The 16,416-nt window shown below is 61.4% G+C and carries 12 protein-coding genes; 7 read left to right on the top strand and 5 right to left on the bottom strand.

The features are described from left to right. Nucleotides 1-60: 60 nt before the first annotated feature. The 7 genes from AC1DF8_RS08455 (at nt 61) to AC1DF8_RS08485 (ending at nt 9,503) form a co-directional block, all read left to right on the top strand. Entirely contained in the window at nt 61-1,569 is a 1,509-nt protein-coding gene (locus tag AC1DF8_RS08455; RefSeq protein ID WP_477995719.1) for an ABC transporter substrate-binding protein, read from the top strand. A 63-nt stretch (nt 1,570-1,632) separates the two neighbouring features. After that, complete coding sequence (locus tag AC1DF8_RS08460) at nt 1,633-2,580, top strand: ABC transporter permease (RefSeq protein ID WP_112545694.1); 948 nt, start codon at nt 1,633-1,635, stop codon at nt 2,578-2,580. Continuing rightward, nucleotides 2,577-3,461, top strand: coding sequence for an ABC transporter permease (locus AC1DF8_RS08465; RefSeq protein WP_112545695.1), 885 nt, complete (start codon nt 2,577-2,579; stop codon nt 3,459-3,461). Before AC1DF8_RS08460 ends, AC1DF8_RS08465 begins: the two co-directional genes overlap by 4 nt. A 21-nt stretch (nt 3,462-3,482) precedes the next feature. After that, a complete protein-coding gene (locus AC1DF8_RS08470; protein ID WP_477995721.1) occupies nt 3,483-5,267 on the top strand; it encodes a gamma-glutamyltransferase family protein in 1,785 nt (594 codons plus the stop codon). Between the two features lie 2 nt (nt 5,268-5,269). Then, nucleotides 5,270-6,025, top strand: a complete 756-nt coding sequence (locus AC1DF8_RS08475) for a DUF1028 domain-containing protein (RefSeq protein ID WP_477995723.1) — start codon at nt 5,270-5,272, stop codon at nt 6,023-6,025. Nucleotides 6,026-6,077: 52 nt separating this feature from the next. After that, nucleotides 6,078-7,916, top strand: a complete 1,839-nt coding sequence (locus AC1DF8_RS08480; protein ID WP_183849593.1) for an ABC transporter ATP-binding protein — start codon at nt 6,078-6,080, stop codon at nt 7,914-7,916. 255 nt (nt 7,917-8,171) lie between these two features. Beyond that, on the top strand, nt 8,172-9,503 hold the full coding sequence (locus AC1DF8_RS08485; protein WP_477995724.1) for a glucoamylase family protein: 1,332 nt from the start codon (nt 8,172-8,174) through the stop codon (nt 9,501-9,503). Between the two features lie 2 nt (nt 9,504-9,505). Here AC1DF8_RS08485 and AC1DF8_RS08490 read toward each other — a convergent pair whose 3' ends face one another. The 5 genes from AC1DF8_RS08490 to AC1DF8_RS08510 form a co-directional block, all read right to left on the bottom strand. After that, nucleotides 9,506-10,543: an ABC transporter ATP-binding protein gene (locus AC1DF8_RS08490; protein ID WP_112970766.1), complete on the bottom strand. Its 1,038-nt coding sequence runs from the start codon at nt 10,541-10,543 to the stop codon at nt 9,506-9,508. After that, nucleotides 10,540-12,207 (bottom strand): ABC transporter permease, encoded by a 1,668-nt coding sequence (locus tag AC1DF8_RS08495; RefSeq protein WP_183881170.1) that lies wholly within the window; start codon nt 12,205-12,207, stop codon nt 10,540-10,542. Before AC1DF8_RS08495 ends, AC1DF8_RS08490 begins: the two co-directional genes overlap by 4 nt. Nucleotides 12,208-12,270: 63 nt before the next feature. Next, nucleotides 12,271-13,296, bottom strand: a complete 1,026-nt coding sequence (locus tag AC1DF8_RS08500) for an iron ABC transporter substrate-binding protein (RefSeq protein WP_477995725.1) — start codon at nt 13,294-13,296, stop codon at nt 12,271-12,273. A 205-nt stretch (nt 13,297-13,501) separates the two neighbouring features. Further along, nucleotides 13,502-15,040 carry an L-piperidine-6-carboxylate dehydrogenase gene (amaB, locus tag AC1DF8_RS08505; RefSeq protein WP_477995726.1) on the bottom strand — a complete coding sequence of 513 codons (1,539 nt, stop codon included), beginning with the start codon at nt 15,038-15,040 and terminating at the stop codon, nt 13,502-13,504. Between the two features lie 25 nt (nt 15,041-15,065). Further along, nucleotides 15,066-16,349, bottom strand: coding sequence for an NAD(P)/FAD-dependent oxidoreductase (locus AC1DF8_RS08510; RefSeq protein WP_477995727.1), 1,284 nt, complete (start codon nt 16,347-16,349; stop codon nt 15,066-15,068). Between the last annotated feature and the right edge of the window lie 67 nt (nt 16,350-16,416).

Consider the following 16,416-nt stretch of genomic DNA (forward strand, 5'->3'; position numbering starts at 1 on the left):
GAGATAACCGCCGGCTCGACACGACAGACGTGAAACAAAAACATAAAAGAGGAGAATGGAATGAAACTCGCCAAATTGCTGACGACCGCCGCAGCAGCAGCGCTTTTTGCGCTTCCCGCTTTCGCGGTCGAACTGAAGATCGGCCTCCAGGACGACGCCGACGTGCTCGATCCCGCACAGTCGCGCACCTTCGTCGGTCGCATCGTCTATACCGCCATGTGCGACAAGCTCGTTGACGTCTCGCCGGACTTGAAGATCGTGCCGCAGCTCGCAACCGAATGGAACTGGTCGGCTGACGGCAAGGAGCTCACGATGAAGCTCCGCCAGGGCGTGAAGTTCCAGGACGAAACGCCCTTTAACGCCGAAGCCGTCGTCGCCACCATCGAGCGCAACATGACCCTGCCGGAATCGCGTCGCAAGAGCGAATTGAGCTCCGTGCAGAAGGTCGAGGCGTCAGGTGAATATGAAGTCAAGTTCACGCTGAAGAGCCCAGATGTCACCTTGCTCGCCCAGCTTTCTGACCGCGCGGGCATGATCGTCTCGCCGAAGGCTGCAAAGGAACTCGGCGCGAAGTTCGGCGACCATCCTGTTTGCGCCGGCCCGTTCAAATTTGTCGAACGTGTCCAACAGGACCGTATCGTGCTCGAGAAGTTCCAGGGCTACTGGAACAAGGACAATGTCTTCATCGACAAGCTGACCTACCTGCCGATCCCGGATTCGACCGTACGCCTGGCCAATCTGCGCTCGGGCGATCTCGACATGATCGAACGCCTGGCCGCCACCGACGCCGAGACGGTCAAGAGCGACGCCAACCTCGTCTACAAGGATGTTGTCAACACCGGCTGGCTCGGCATCTATGCCAATGTCGGCAATGGCGCGCGTGCGGACAATCCGATCGGCAAGGACAAGCGCCTGCGCCAGGCCTTCTCGCTGGCAATCGACCGTGATGCCGCCATGCAGATCGTTTTCGAAGGCACGGGCGTTGCTGGTAACCAGCCTTTCCCGCCGAGCAGCCCCTGGTTCGACAAGGATGTCCCGGTACCCGCTCGTGACGTCGAAAAGGCGAAGGCCCTTGTAAAGGCTGCAGGCTTCGACCGTGTGCCGGTCGAAATGCAGGTTCCGAACAGCCCGGTCACGATGCAGATGATGCAGATCATCCAGTCGATGGTTGCCGAAGCCGGTTTCGATGTCAGCCTGAAAGCGACGGAATTTGCGACCCTGCTCAATGAGCAGACCGCGGGCAACTACCAGCTCAGCCGCTCGGACTGGTCCGGCCGCGTCGATCCCGATGGCAATATCCAGCAGTTCGTCACCTGCGGCGCCGGCCTGAACGACAGCAAGTATTGCAACGCTGACGTCGACAAGCTTCTGACCGAAGCGCGCCAGTCCACGGATGACTCCGTGCGCAAGCAGAAATACGATGCCGCGACCGCAATCCTCAACGACGATTTGCCAATCATCTTCATTGGCCACCAGTCCTGGATCTGGGCGCTGCACAAGAACATCACCGGCTTCGTTGCTTCTCCCGACGGCATGATCCGCCTCGTCGGGGTGAAGAAGGAAGGCTGACAGCCACACGCGTCAGGTACGCGGCGCCTGTCGCCGCGTACCGCTGATGGTATCGGAGCGCCTATGTACAGGTTCATCGCCAAGCGGCTGCTGGTCGCCATTCCAACTTTGCTGATCATTTCGGTCTTCGTCTTCTCCCTGCAGAAACTTCTGCCGGGCGACCCGGTTCTGGCCATGGCCGGCGAAGAGCGCGATCCGCAGGTGCTGGAATTCCTGAGGGAAAAATATCATCTTAACGACCCTGTTCCCTATCAGTATTTCTACTGGCTGGGCTCCGCGCTTCAGGGCGATCTCGGCATATCACTGCGTACCAACCAGCCGGTTCTCGAGCTCGTGGCCGAGAAACTGCCGGTCACCATTCAGCTCGCGATCATGTCGATGATCTTCGCCTTCGTGATCGGCGTGCCGATGGGCATTCTGGCAGCCGTCAAGAAGAACACGATCATCGATTATCTCGCCAACATCATCGCTCTCTCAGGCCTGTCGATCCCGAATTTCTGGCTCGGCATCATGCTGATCCTGCTGATCTCGGTGAACCTCGGCTGGCTTCCGGCTTCGGGTTACGAGCCCTTCTTCTCCAATCCGCTGCGCTCGATCGAAACCATGATCATGCCCTCCTTCGTGCTCGGCAATGCGCTCGCCGCCACCTTGATGCGCCACACCCGTTCGGCCATGCTGAGCGTCCTGAGCGCTGATTATATCCGCACGGCCCGCGCCAAGGGGCTGCCGGAGAGTTCGGTGGTGCTGGAGCATAGTTTTCGCAATGCCGTATTGCCGATCGTAACGCTCAGCGCCCTGCTCTTCGGCGAGTTGCTCGCTGGTGCGGTTCTCACCGAGCAGATCTTCACCATTCCCGGTTTCGGCAAGCTTATTGTCGATGCCGTCTTCAATCGCGATTACGCCGTCGTCCAGGGCGTCGTCATCTGCACGGCGATCGGCTTTATTCTGATGAACCTCGTGGCTGACATCCTCTACGTTCTCCTCAATCCGCGCATGAGGGCTTCGCTATGACCGCCATCGATCAAGTCGCGGCCACACCCGTTGTCTCGACCGAGCAACGCTCGCCAAGCCGCGCTTGGCGCAAGCTCAAGGCCAACAAAGGCGCGCTCGTCGGCCTCGCCATCATCGCCTTCTTCGCAATCCTTGCCATCATCGCGCCACTCCTGCCGCTCCCCGACCCGAATGCCACAAGCTGGTCGACGATCCGCAAGGCCCCGTCGGCCGCCCACTGGCTCGGCACGGACGACATCGGTCGCGACATCCTCTCCCGAATGATCTGGGGCGCCCAGGCCTCGTTGATGGCGGGCGTCTTTTCCGTAGCGATTGCCGTCCTCATCGGCGTACCCTTTGGCCTGATCTCAGGCTATTTCGGTGGCTGGATCGACATGATCATTTCCCGCATTACCGAAGCCTTTCTGGCAATGCCTTTCCTGATCACCGCGATTGCGCTCGCGGCCTTTCTTGGCCCGAGCCTGAGCAATGCGATGATCGCGATCGGCCTTTCGGCCATGCCGATCTTCGTGCGCTTGACGCGCGGGCAAGTGCTGGCGGTCAAGACCGAGGAATACATCGAAGGTGCGCGGTCCATCGGTCTGCGTCACTCCAGCATCATCACCCGCTACATCCTGCCAAATGTCTTCGCGCCGATCCTCGTACAGGCGACGTTGACGATCGCAACCGCGATCATCGCCGAAGCCAGTCTCTCCTTCCTCGGTCTCGGCCAGCAGCCACCGGCTCCAAGCTGGGGCTCGATGCTGAACGTTGCCAAGAACTTCCTGAGCCAGGCACCGTGGATGGCGATGTGGCCAGGCATTGCCATCTTCCTCGTCGTTATCGGTTTCAATCTCTTGGGCGACGGCCTGCGCGATGCGCTCGATCCGCGCGAAGCATGACCTCTCGAAAGGACATATGAAATGACCGTATTCACGACCCGCCCCGAAATTCTGGGCACATTCGGCGTCGTTACCTCAACGCACTGGATCGCTTCCGCCGTTGGCATGAGCATCCTGGAAAAGGGCGGCAACGCCTTCGATGCGGCGGTTGCTACCGGCTTCACATTGCAGATCCTGGAGCCGCATCTCGTCGGCCCGGGTGGCGACATGCCGGCGATCATCTATTCCAAGAAAAAGGACAAGGTCGAGGTTATCTGTGCCCAAGGTCCTGCGCCCGCCGGCGCCACTATCGAACACTATACGTCCGAGGGCCTGAAACTGATCCCAGGCGACGGCCTGCTGGCAACTGTCATTCCCGGCTCCTTCGATGGCTGGATGCTGATGCTACGCGATTACGGCCGGCTGAGCGTGCGTGACGTTCTGGAACCGGCGATCTATTACGCCGAAAACGGCCATCCGCTGCTGCCGCGCGTCTCCGCAACCATCAAGGGTCTTGCCGAATTCTTTGAAAAGGAATGGCCGACCTCCTACGAAACCTGGGTACCCGGAGGTTCCGTTCCCGAACCCAATTCCAACTTCAAGAACCCGGTTCTGGCCGAGACCTGGAAGCGCATCATTTCCGAGGCCGAAGCCAAGCAGGGTCGCGAGGCCCAGATTGAAGCCGCCCGCGACGCCTTCTACCGCGGTTTCGTCGCCGAAAAGATCGCAAACTACGTGAAGACCGCCGAAGTGATGGATGCGAGCGGCAACAGCCACAAGGCGGTGCTGACGGCCGACGACATGGCGAATTGGTCGGCAACGATCGAAGAACCGCAGACCTACGACTATCACGGCTGGACGGTTGCCAAGATCGGCCCCTGGGGCCAGGGTCCGGTCTTCCTGCAGACCCTGTCGATCCTCAAGGGCATGGACATCGCCGCAATGGCGCCTGATGGAGCCGACTTCGTCCATACCGTGACCGAAGCCATGAAACTCGCCTTCGCCGATCGAGAGATCTACTATGGTGATCCCAAATTCGCCGAGGTGCCGCTCGATCAGCTTCTGTCGGACACCTACGCCGCCGCCCGCCGCAAACTCATCACAGACGAGGCCTCCTTCGACCTGCGTCCCGGGAAGCTGCCCGACTTCGAGCAGCAATACGATGTGACGATGGACATGCTCGGCGCCGATTCCAAGACCGGCGCCGTCTACGAGCCGACCATGGCGCACCTGAGGGAAAAGCGCGGCGACACTGTTCATATCGACGTCATCGACCGCGAAGGCAACATGGTGTCTGTCACGCCCTCGGGCGGCTGGCTGCAGTCCTCGCCGATCATCCCGGGTCTTGGCTTCTGCCTGAATTCGCGCGCCCAGATGTTCTGGCTGAAGCCCGGCCTGCCGACATCGCTCGCTCCCGGCAAACGCCCGCGCACGACGCTGACGCCCTCACTTGCCCTCTACGAAGGCCGGCCGACACTCGCCTTCGGTACCCCCGGCGGCGACCAGCAGGAACAGTGGCAGCTTTCCTTCTTCCTGCGTTATGTGCACCACAAGATGAACCTGCAGGCGGCGATCGACCAGCCGCTCTTCCACACTTCGCATTTCCCTGGCTCCTTCTATCCGCGCACACGTGAGCCGGGCGGCCTGATGGTGGAAGGCAATTTCAGCGCCGACGTGCTCGAGAGCCTGCGCGCCCGCGGCCACGCGCTCACAGTATCCGACCCCTGGACTATCGGCCGCCTGACCGCCGCGCGCCGCGATGCAGATGGACTGCTGCGTGCCGCTGCAACGCCACGCCTCATGCAGGCCTATGCGATCGGGAGATAGGCATGACATGGTCCATCGTCGCCCGTGATCCCGGCACAGGCTATCTCGGCATTGCCGTCGCTACCCGCTTCTTTGCGGTCGGCGGCTTGGTGCCGCATATCCGCGGCGCTATCGGCGCGGTCGCCACCCAGGCCTTCGTCAGCCCGCTCTACGGCACCGACGGGCTTGCCATGCTTGCCGAGGGCAAGGCGCCGGATGAGATCATCGCCGAACTGACCGGCCGTGACGCCGGCCACGATCAGCGCCAGCTTCATCTGATCGATGCCCAGGGCCGCAACGCGGCCTTCACCGGCGCCAAATGCATCGATTGGGCCGGTCACCTGGTCGACGATAATGTTTCCGTCGCCGGCAATATGCTGGCAGGTCCTCAAGTCGTCGCCGAGACGCTTGCGACCTACAAGAAGGCAATGGACAAGCCTTTCATCGAGCGCCTGCTGGAATCCATGCAGGCCGGCGAGGATGCCGGTGGCGACAAGCGTGGCAAACAGTCTGCCGCCCTCCTCGTCCACCGTGATCAGGATTATCCCTGGCTCAGCATCAGGGCAGACGATCATCCCGATCCGCTCGCGGAATTGCGCCGGCTCTATGCAGTAGCGCAGGAACGCTACATGCACGTTGCCGAGACGATGGCGACGAAGGCCAATCCCAATGGAATGATCGACAGGCGCGAGATCGATGAAAAGATCGCGGCGCTGGAAGCCGCGCGCATTGCGAAAGGACGACCGTCCGCCTCACTTGCCACGCCTTTGAAGACCTGAAGCCTCTCCGGCAAAGAACCTGCCTCCGGCACAAAAAGAACACGGGAACGATATGAGTGATCAGCCTGCAGCATCCGTCTCTCCGGTCCTTTCCGTCCGGAACCTGACAACTTCCTTTCTCTCCGATGGCGAATGGAGATCGGTTGTTCGTAATGTCTCCTTCGATGTCATGCCGGGGGAAACGGTCGCCATCGTCGGAGAGAGCGGTTCCGGCAAAAGCGTCACCTCGCTTTCCATCATGCGCCTGCTCGCCAAGGGCTCAAGCCGCGTCGAAGGCAGCATCACGTTGACCGGCCGCGATGTCCTCTCCCTCTCTGATCGGGAGATGCGGGCCGTGCGCGGCAAGGATGCCGCGATGATCTTTCAGGAGCCGATGACCAGCCTGAACCCGATCTTCACCATCGGCCGGCAGATTTCCGAAGCGCTGACATGCCATGGTGATATCAGCAAAGCCGACGCGCGCGCCGAAACAATCCGCCTTCTCGAGAAGGTACGCATTCCCAATGCCGCATCCCGTTTCGACGAATATCCTCACCAGTTTTCAGGTGGCATGCGCCAGCGCGTCATGATCGCCATGGCGCTCGCCTCCCGGCCCAAGCTGTTGATTGCCGACGAGCCAACCACCGCGCTCGACGTCACCATCCAGGGCCAGATCCTCGATCTCATCAAAGTGCTGCAGGAAGAAGAGGGCATGTCCGTTCTCTTCATCACCCATGACATGGGTGTGGTCGCCGAGATCGCCGACCGCACCATCGTCATGTATCGCGGCGAAGCTGTCGAAACCGGCACGACGGACGATATCTTCAATCGCGGCAAACACCCCTATACGCGTGCCCTGCTCTCCGCCGTGCCGCGCCTGGGCTCGATGGATGGCCGCAAATGGCCGCTGCGTTTCCCCGTCGTCGACACGATGACCGGCGAACGATGCGATCCGGTGGAAGTCGCCGAAACCGTCGATCGCCGAAAGACGCCGATCCTCGAAGTGAAGAACCTCGTCACCCGCTTCGATATTCGCGGCGGTCTCTTCGGCCGCAGAACCGGCGCCATCCATGCTGTTGAGGACGTCTCCTTCGAGCTCTTTCAGGGCGAGACCCTGTCGCTCGTCGGCGAATCCGGTTGCGGCAAATCCACGACGGGCCGCTCGATCACCCGTCTGGTGCAACCAAATGCAGGCTCCGTCAGCCTTGATGGCTATGATGTCCTGAACCTCGATGCGGTCAGCCTGCGCAATATGCGCCGCAGCATCCAGATGATCTTCCAGGACCCCTTCGCGAGCCTCAATCCGCGTATGACAATCGGTGCCGCTGTCGCCGAGCCCTTCACCGAACACGGGCTTGGCACCCGCGCCCAGGCCCGTGAAAAGGCTGCCGACCTGCTCGAACGAGTTGGCCTGAAGCCCGATATGATGAAGCGCTACCCGCACGAGTTTTCGGGCGGCCAGCGCCAGCGCATCTGCATCGCCCGTGCCCTTGCGCTCGACCCGAAGGTGATCGTCGCCGACGAGAGCGTGTCGGCACTCGATGTTTCCATCAAGGCGCAGGTGTGCAATCTCCTGATGGATCTGCAGCAGAGCCTGAACCTCGCCTTCCTCTTCATCTCTCACGACATGGCGGTGGTCGAACGAGTCAGTCATCGCGTCGCGGTCATGTATCTCGGCGAGATCGTCGAGATCGGTCCGCGCGAAGAGCTCTTCCGCAATCCCCAGCATCCCTATACCAGGAAGCTGATGGCGGCTGTGCCCGTGCCGGATCCTGCTCGCCGCGGGATCCGCCGCAACCTCGGCACCGACGAATTGAAAAGCCCGGTCCGCCCTGTGGGTTATATTCCGCCCAAGCGTCAATATCGCGAGGTCGCTGCAGGCCATCTGGTGCGCCTAGAGCAAGCCGCTTGAGCTAGTCCGGGAGGTTTAGGCGACGGCCAAAGAGCGCAAGTATTGCAGGAAGTGGATAGCATCCGAGGGGGTGCGGTTAATCCATTTTGCTGCATCGCTTATATTATTTATTCCAGATATTATTTCACTGACGATTATTAACGCCAACTGCGGCCGTTTGTGATCTCTTATCCCTGCGAATCAAAAAGGTTTGATTTGCATGGGGACAGCCACCATGTTGAAGCATGGGGCGATCAAACAGTTGGGCAGGAGCACATGCTGCAACGGATTGAAGACATTGATGCCGCGCTAGTCGACAGGCTGCAGCACTCAGCGTTCAAGTATTTCCTGAAATATTCCAATCCCGAAAACGGCCTCGTGCCGGATACCTCGATCCCTGGCGTGCCGGCAAGCATCGCCGCGGTCGGCTTCGGGCTTTCCTCCTATCCCGTTGGTGTGGAACGCGGCTGGATCAGCCGTGAGGAAGCCGCCGAGCGCGTCTTCAATACGCTGCATTTCTTCGCCAATGCCAAGCAGGGTACGGAACGTCACGCGACCGGACATCGCGGCTTCTTCTATCACTTCCTGCACGTGGATACCGGCAACCGCGCCTGGAATAGCGAGCTTTCGACGATCGACACTGCTCTGCTCATTGCAGGCATCCTGACCGYCGCCCAATATTTCGACGGCGAGGATCAAACCGAGACCGAAATCCGCGCGCTCGCAACATTCATCTACGAGCGCGTCGATTGGCGCTGGGCTCTGAACAAGGGCGATTGCATCTCGATGGGCTGGAAGCCTTCTTCCGGCTTCCTGCGCTGGCGCTATCACGGTTTCGACGAGGCGATCATCCTCTATACGCTGGCGCTGGCATCGCCGACGCATCCGATCCCGCAGTCGTCTTACGATGCCTTCACGGCAAGCTATTCGTGGATGATCTTCAACGAACAGCCCTATCTCTATGCCGGCCCGCTCTTCATTCATCTCTTCTCCCATGCCTGGATCGATTTCCGCGGCATCCAGGACAAGCCGATGGCCGAGCGGAACTGGGATTATTTCCGTAATACGCAGGTCGTCATCAACGTCCAGCGCGATTATGCGGAACGCAATCCCGGTCAGTTCGTCGGCTATAGCAAGGACATCTGGGGCTTCACGGCCTGCGATGGCCCGCCACCGACACGCCGCATGCGCGGTGGCCGTAGCCCGAAAGTATTGGGTTATGCAGCACGCGGTGCTCCGCTCGGCCCCGATGACGGCACGATCGCACCCTGGGCGCCACTCGGCTGCCTGCCCTACGACCGGCAGGCCGCCCTCGATGGCACCAAGGCTCTGCTGACCACCTATCCGAACCTGCTTCTGGAAGGCGGCTTCCCCGGCGGCTTCAACCCGACGGTCCAGACCAAGCGGCCGGAAGGCTGGGTCGACGACCGCACCGTGGCTATCGACCAAGGCCTCCTCGTCATGACGGTCGAGAACGACCGCTCCGACTTCATCTGGAAGCTGATGCGCAAGAATCCGGTCATCCGTCTCGGTCTCGAGCGTGCCGGCTTTACCGGTGGCTGGCTGGCCGGTGAGGGATCCGAAGAGCTGGTTCTGAAGGCGGGCTGAACTTACCGCACGAAGACATGCGCCTTGCCGGCGATATCGAGGCGAACGAGATCGCCTCGCGTCGGCAATGCCACGCTTGATGTCTTGATCAGGATCGGCGGCAGGGCGACAGCCGCAAGCGACACTGCCACCGTGCAGGTCGCGCCGCCGAATTCCACATCCACGACACGCCCGCCGTATTTCGCGTTGGCCTCGTCGACGACGACACGGATCTGCTCCGGCCGCAACATGATTTCCGCTTTGCCCTGATGGGCCCCCTCAACCGGCACACTGCCAAGCGCGCAATCGGCAAAGCCGTTCTTGATGATAGCGGGCAGCATCACCGCATCACCAAGGAAAAGCGCCGTCTCGCGATCCCGCGGCTTGAGATAGAGCGTCTGCGGCGTGCCGGCCTGCACCAGCTTGCCCTCGCGCAGTACCGCAACCTGATCGGCAAAGGAGAGGGCCTCGCCCTGATCATGGGTCACGAGAACCGCGGTGATGCCAGCCGTCTGCAGGACGCGGGCAACCGCCTTGCGCATGTTTTCCCGAAGGCCTGTATCCAGCGCGGAAAAGGGTTCGTCGAGTAGCATGAGCCGCGGACGACGACCGAGAGCGCGGGCAAGCGCCACACGCTGCTGCTGGCCGCCGGAAAGCTGATGCGGCCGGCGATCCAGCATGCTGTTTTCCAGCTCCACCATTTCCAGAAGGTCGCGAATACGCTTTTCGCGATCGGGCGCCCCGCGCTCGAAACCGAAACCGATATTTTCAGCGACACTCAGATGCGGAAAGAGAGCGCCATCCTGCGAAACGATGCCGATGCCGCGCTTGTGGGCGGGAACACAGGCCGGCCCGTCGGCGAGCACCTCGCCATCGAGCATCACCCGGCCGACATCAGGCTGTTCGAAACCGGCGATGATGCGCAGCAGCGTCGTCTTGCCGGAACCGGAGGGACCGACGACCGCCGTGCGGCTGCCTGCCTGAACTTCGAGCGAAATATCCTTCAGGGCCTGAACTGGGCCATAACGCTTGCTGATAGTGTCGATGGTAAGCAGCGTCATTGGCCGGCAGTCCGTTTCGATTGGGCATAGAGCATGAGGGTGAGCGGCAGCGACAACACGACCATCATGAAGGCGTAGGGTGCTGCCGAGACATAATCGATCTCGCTGGTCAGCGACCAGAATTTCGTCGCGAGTGTATCGACGCCGTTCGGCGACAGCATCAGCGTGGCCGTCAATTCATTGGTGATGCCGAGCGCGGCAAGGGCCATGCTGGCGGCAGCTCCAGGCGCTGCAAGACGCATGGTGATCTGGCGCACTGCCTGTCCCGGCGTGCGGCCAAGTCCCATTGCGGCGCGCTCCAGCTCGACAGGCGCCTGCGCGATACTGGCGCGCAAGCCCACCATGGCGCGCGGCAGGAACAGCAGCACATAGGCAACGAGCAGCGTTGCAAAGGTCTGGTAGAGCGGCAGAATAAGCCGGACGGTGATGGAAACCAGCGCGAGCGCCACGACGACGCCCGGCAGCGAACCGACATAATAGTGGCAGGCTTCGAGAATACGCTGGAGGCGGCCCGGCGCGCGCACCGAGAGCCAGGCCATGGGGGCAGCGGCGATTGTCGTCAGCACGCCGCCGGCAATGGCGAGAACGATCGTCTGCACAAAGGCGCTCACGACCTCGAGACGCCAGATGCCGAGCCCACCGAGATAAAGCCAGCGACCGAGCGTAATCAGCGGCACGCCGAGCGTCAGCACTGCGAGGATGATCGGCAGTGCCAAGGCAGGCGCCACGAACCAGCCGAGCCGGCGGCGATCGGCGGGGCGCGCCGAACCGGAGCCGACGCGCGCATATCGCTCATTGCCGCGCAACAGGATCTCGAGGCCGAGCAGGAACAGGCAACAGGCGACGAGCACGCCACCGAGCATGTTGGAAGCCGGGCTGTTGTAGGAAGACTGGAACTGGTCGACGATTGCGGTTGCAAACGTGTCGAAGCGGATCATCACGAACAGGCCGTATTCCGACAGCAAGTGCAGCGCGATCAGCAGCGAGCCGCCGCAGATGGCAAGGCGCAGCTGCGGCAGGATCGTGCGGAAGAAGACGCGCCATGGATCAAGGCCAAGCGAGGCCGCAGCATCCTCGATTGCCGGATCAAGCCGGCGAAGGGCGGCGGCAACCGGCAGGTAGAGAAAAGGGTAATAGGCGAGCACCGAAACGAAGACGCCGCTCTGCAACCCTCGCATGCCCGGAAGCAGGCTCACCCAGGCATAGGAATGCACGAAGGCCGGCACGGCGAGCGGGGCGATCGCCAGCCATGCCCAGAACCGTGCGAAAGGGATGTCCGTCCGCTCCGTCAGCCAGGCGAGGGTGACGGCAAGCACGATCGATAGCGGAATGGTGATCGATTCCAGGAGAACCGTATTGACGAGAAGCTCGCCGACGCGCGGGCGGAAAACCAGCGTCTTCACCGTTTCCCAGCCGACATCATAGGTCACCCAGGCAATGAAGCCGAGCGGCACAAGGCTGAAGACCGCGACGATGGAGGCGAGGAGAACGACGGAAGCGTGCGGCATGCGTCCGCGCGGCAAACTCATTCGCGCGGCCCCTGGCGTCACCGGCGCCTTCTTGCCGGATGCAAGCAATCTATTGTCCTGCAGCAAGGCCGATGCCTTCACACGCTGAAAAAGGAAGGCAACCGCTTTTGAAGAGCGGTTGCCGGATTTCGTCATGCCCTAAGGTTTTCTTGAGCCAAAAGCAATAGTTTTGGCCGGCAGAAGCCTGCGGCAGAAAGGTTAGATGAGGCCGGCGGCCGTCATCAGCTCCACGACCTTCTTGCTGTCCAGCGTCGAGGCTTCGACCTTCGGCGCGTCAAGGTCGGCAAGCGGAGTGAGCTTGTCGTTGGAAGCGGCGTCCTTGCCGACGGCGTATTCATAGGAATCGCCATCCTTGAGAACCGCCTGACCGGCCTTGCTGGTCAGATACTTGATGAAAGCCTGAGCTTCCTTCATGTGCTGCGTGGACTTCAGGACACCGCCGCCGGAAACGGAAACAAAAGCGCCCGGATCCTGGTTCTTGAAATAATGCAGGCCGACATTCTTGCTGTTTTCGCCGGTCTTGGCCTGATCGCCGAACCAGTAGTAGTGATAGATGATCGCGCCTTCGACTTCGCCGGCATTGACCGCCTTCATGGCGACGCTGTTGCCCTTGTAAGGCGTGGCATTGTCCTTGAGACCCTTTAGCCAGGCCTTGGTGGCGTCTTCGCCCTTCAGCTGCAGCAGAGCGGCAACGATGGCCTGGAAGTCGGCGCCGGCGGGAGCCGCGCCCCAACGGCCTTTCCAGGCCGGATCCTGCAGGTCGAGCATCGACTTCGGCAGCTTGTCTTCCGTCAGCTTCGTCTTGTCATAGGCGAAAACCGTGGTGCGGGCAGCAATGCCGGTCCACATGCCGTCAGCCGGTCGATACTGCTCGGGAACCTGATCCAGCGTGTCCTGCTCGATCGGCGCAAACAAGCCGGCACCGTCGACCAGCGTCATCGCCGGCGAATTTTCCGTCAGGAATACGTCGGCCGGTGAAGCATCGCCTTCCTGGATGATCTGGTTTGCGAATTGCATGTCGCTGCCCTGGCGCATGGTGACCTTGATGCCGGTCTCCTTGGTGAAGGCGTCGATCCATTCACGGCCCAGGCTTTCGTGCTGGGCATTGTAAACGACGATACCTTCAGACTCCTGCGCATAGGCGCTGCCTGCGAGCGCGGTGGCGGCGAGAAGTGAAGCGGCAAGCGCGAACGCGCCGGAAAGACGATTAAGAGCAATTTTCATGATGGCCTCCGTGGCGATGTCACCCGAGCTCCCAAGGGTGATGGCAGGCGTATATTTTTGTTGACTGGATAGTTCAAGTTTCGAAGTCAAAAAAATCATCACATTATCTTGACTCAATTTTTCATCTTCGCAGGGAATAAATCCGGATTTCGTTAAAAAAAGCGACGCCGGTGAGGCGTCGCTTTTGTGGTTCCAATGCGTCAGCTTATTCGACGTCGAACTTGACGCCCTGCGCCAGCGGCAAGGTCTTGCCGTAATTGATGGTGTTGGTGGAACGGCGCATGTAAGCCTTCCAGGCGTCCGAACCCGATTCACGGCCGCCGCCCGTCTCTTTCTCCCCGCCAAAGGCTCCGCCGATTTCAGCACCGGATGGACCGATATTGACGTTGGCGATTCCGCAATCCGAGCCACGCGAGGAGAGGAAGGTTTCCGCTTCGCGCATATTGTTGGTGAAGATCGAGGACGACAGGCCCTGTGGGACAGCGTTGTGCAGTTCCAGCACGGCATCGAAATCGCTGTACTTGATGACGTACAGGATCGGTGCGAAGGTTTCGTGCTCCACCGGGCCGGTCTGCTCCCGCATTTCGACGAGCGCGGGGCGAACATAGAAGGCTTCTGCCGAACCATTGTCGACACGCTCACCACCGACGACGGCGCCACCGGCAGCCTTTGCCTGGCCGAGGGCCGTCTGCATCTTCTCGAAGGCCTGACCATCGATCAACGGGCCGACCAGTGTACCGGTTTCCAGCGGATTGCCGATCGTCACGGAGCCATAGGCCTTCTTCAGCCGCGGAACGAGCTGGTCATAGACGCTCTCATGCACGAAGAGACGGCGCAGCGTCGTGCAGCGCTGGCCGGCCGTGCCCATGGCCGCGAAGGCAACACCGCGCAGCGTCAGGTCGAGATCGGCCGTTGGGCAGACGATCGCGGCATTGTTGCCGCCAAGTTCCAGGATCGCGCGGGCAAAGCGCTGCGACAGGCGCGGGCCGACGGCGCGGCCCATGGCGGTGGAGCCGGTGGCCGAAACCAGCGGGATCTTCGGATGGTCGACCAGCACTTCGCCGATCTCGCGGCCGCCGATCAACAGAGTAGAGAGATTTGCCGGTGCCTTGCCGCCTTCGGCGACGAAACGCTTCAACGCCCTCTCAAACAGGGCCTGCACGGCAAGAGCCGTCAGCGGCGTCTTTTCGGAAGGCTTCCAGACGGTGGAATTGCCGCAGACGAGGGCGAGAGCCGCATTCCACGACCAGACGGCAACCGGGAAGTTGAAGGCCGAAATGATACCGATGGCGCCAAGCGGATGCCAGCTTTCCATCATGCGGTGCTCGGCCCGCTCGGTAGCAATCGTCAGCCCGTAAAGCTGGCGGGAAAGACCGACGGCGAAATCGCAGATATCGATCATTTCCTGTACTTCGCCGAGACCTTCGGAGGTGATCTTTCCAACTTCGATCGAAACCAGGCGGCCGAGCGCGACCTTGGAAGCGCGCAGTTCCTCGCCGAGCAGGCGGACCAGCTCGCCGCGCTTCGGAGCCGGAACGGCCCGCCACTCGAGGAAAGCCTTGTGTGCCGCATCGATCGCCGCCTTGGCGTCGGCGACGGAATGCTCCTTCAGCTTGCCGATTTCCTTGCCTGTGATCGGCGAGGTGACGGACAGCGTGCCGCCCGTATAGCTCCTGGCATCGACGCCGAGATCGGCGAGCAGCTTGGCAGTTTCGGTGGCGAGATCGAGGACGGCGATGTTCATTGTCGTGGTTCCAGTCTTGTTGTTCTCAGAAACGGGCATCGGCGAAATGGGCGACCTGAGCGCCGGCTTCGTACCATAGTTCCCTAAGCGCGCGGAAGCTCTGCTCACGGGGGTCGGTCAGCGGCAAAGGCAGATCCGCTTCGCCAATCCGGCCAAGGATATGCTCCGCCAAGGTGCGGCCGAACACCGTGCCGGGCGCAATCCCGCGGCCATTATAGCCCGAAAAGCCGATGACATTGGGGGCGAATTTATGGAAACGCGGCAGGGCGTTGTCAGTCATACCGATCTGCCCGTACCATTCGCACTCGAATTCGGCATCGCCGATCTCGGGGAAGAGCCGCTTGAGCGCGCGCTTGGCCCAGCCCTTGTGCACGGACAGGCCGGTGTTGCGTAAAGCGCCCACGCTGCCGAAGACGAGTCGGCCGGCCTGATCCATCCGGAAAGACGAGAGAATTTCCTTCGTATCCCATACGCCCTCGCGATTGGGCAGGATCGACTGACGCAGATTATGGCCGAGTGGGACGGTGGCGAAATTGAAATAGGGCAGAAATACCTGTTCGTTGCGCACCTGTTCCCACGGGCCGGTGCTGTAGGCATCCGTCGCCACGATGATCCAATCAGCCGTTACCTGCCCATGCTCCGTCTTCACCACCCACCGGCTGCCTTGCCGCTCGGTCGCAATGACGGAGCTTGCCGTGTGCAGCGCAACGCCCGCCTTTTGGGCAGCCTGCGCCAGCCCGCGCGCATAGGCAAGCGGCTGCAGCGTGCCGGCCCGCATGTCGAGCAGCGAGCCGGCGTAGGCATTCGTGCCAATGCGTTTTGCAGTCTCATCGGCATCGAGCAGTGCGACAGGCGCACCTCGCACCGACCACTGCTTGAAGCGCTCCTCGACTTCCTTCAGACCATCGGCGCCGACGGCGCAATGAAGCGTACCCTGCTTTTCGAGCTCGCAGGCGATCCCGTGCTTTTCGATCAGCTCCATCACCAGCCGCGGTGCATTGCCGAGCAGGTCGAGCAGCCGCTCGCCATAGACGGGGCCGAGCACCCCGGGCAGATCATCGGGCATGACCCACATGCCGGCATTGATGAGCCCGACATTGCGGCCTGCGCCGCCGAAGCCGATCTCCTTCGCCTCCAGGAGCACAACCCGCGATCCTGCCTCGGCCAGATGCAGGCCGGAAGAAAGGCCGGTATAGCCGCCGCCGACAATGACAACATCGGCATCAACGGCACCTGACAGTGCAGACGCGACGGGTGGCTGGGGAGCAGTCTTTTCCCATAGGCCGTGGGAGCGCGGATCATTGAGCATCGGACAGTCCAGTCTGGATCGAAATCGGTACTCTAGCGCCGCTCCCGCCCCTGCGGAAGCGGCCTGT

This window comes from Rhizobium sp. 05N49 (assembly GCF_056396805.1).